The sequence below is a fragment of the Oleiphilus sp. HI0080 genome (assembly GCF_001635135.1).
Genome location: NZ_LWFU01001067.1, coordinates 1 through 945 on the forward strand (window position 1 = coordinate 1; position 945 = coordinate 945).

The following is a 945-nucleotide window of genomic DNA, read 5'->3' on the forward strand; positions in this document are numbered from 1 at the left end:
CTTGGCGTCACGAAGCAATCGCCCCGTTTCATAGTCATTGATATAGCCGTCACCACCAAGAATCTGTATCGCATCCAAGGCCATTTGTGTTGCCTTCTCAGCACAATAAAGGATCACGCCTGCGGCGTCTTTTCGAGTCGCTTCGCCGCGATCAGCTGACTGGGCAACGGCATATAGGTAAGCTTTGCACGCGTTCATAGTTGTATACATGTCGGCCACTTTACCTTGGATAAGTTGGAATTCACCAATTGGCTGACCAAACTGCGTACGTTCGTGGATATAGGGTACAACGTTGTCCATGCAGGCTTGCATAATGCCCGTTGGCCCACCGCTCAGAACGATTCGCTCGTAATCCAAACCGCTCATGAGCACCTGAACACCTTTGTTCTCGTGACCCAGAACATTCTCAATGGGGACCTCGACATTGTCGAATACGAGCTCACAGGTGTTTGAACCCCGCATACCAAGCTTGTCTAGTTTAGGTGAGCGTGAGAAGCCCTTCCAGTCACGCTCGACGATAAATGCAGTAATACCATGCGCTTTTTTGTCTGCATCGGTCTTGGCATAGATTACGTAAGTATGGGCGTCAGGCCCGTTAGTGATCCACATTTTTGTGCCGTTCAACACATAATGATCGCCTTTGAGTTCAGCTCGTAACTTCATACTGACCACATCGCTTCCGGCGTTCGGTTCACTCATTGCCAGAGCGCCAATGTGCTCGCCAGAGCAAAGCTTAGGAAGATATTTTTGTTTCTGTTCGTCGTTGCCGTTGCGATAGATCTGGTTAACGCAAAGGTTTGAGTGTGCACCATAGCTTAGGCCAATTGACGCACTGCCTCGACTGATCTCTTCCATCGCAATGGTATGTGCGAGGTAACCCAAGCCAGAGCCGCCATACTCTTCGGAGATTGTCATCCCAAGCACACCAATATCGCCTAGCTTTCT

Annotated in this window: 1 protein-coding gene; it reads right to left on the bottom strand. The window is 49.7% G+C overall.

The window, feature by feature from the left end; all coding sequences use genetic code 11:
- Positions 1-945: isovaleryl-CoA dehydrogenase (locus A3751_RS19820; RefSeq protein WP_068458662.1), on the bottom strand; the 945-nt coding region annotated here is incomplete at both ends.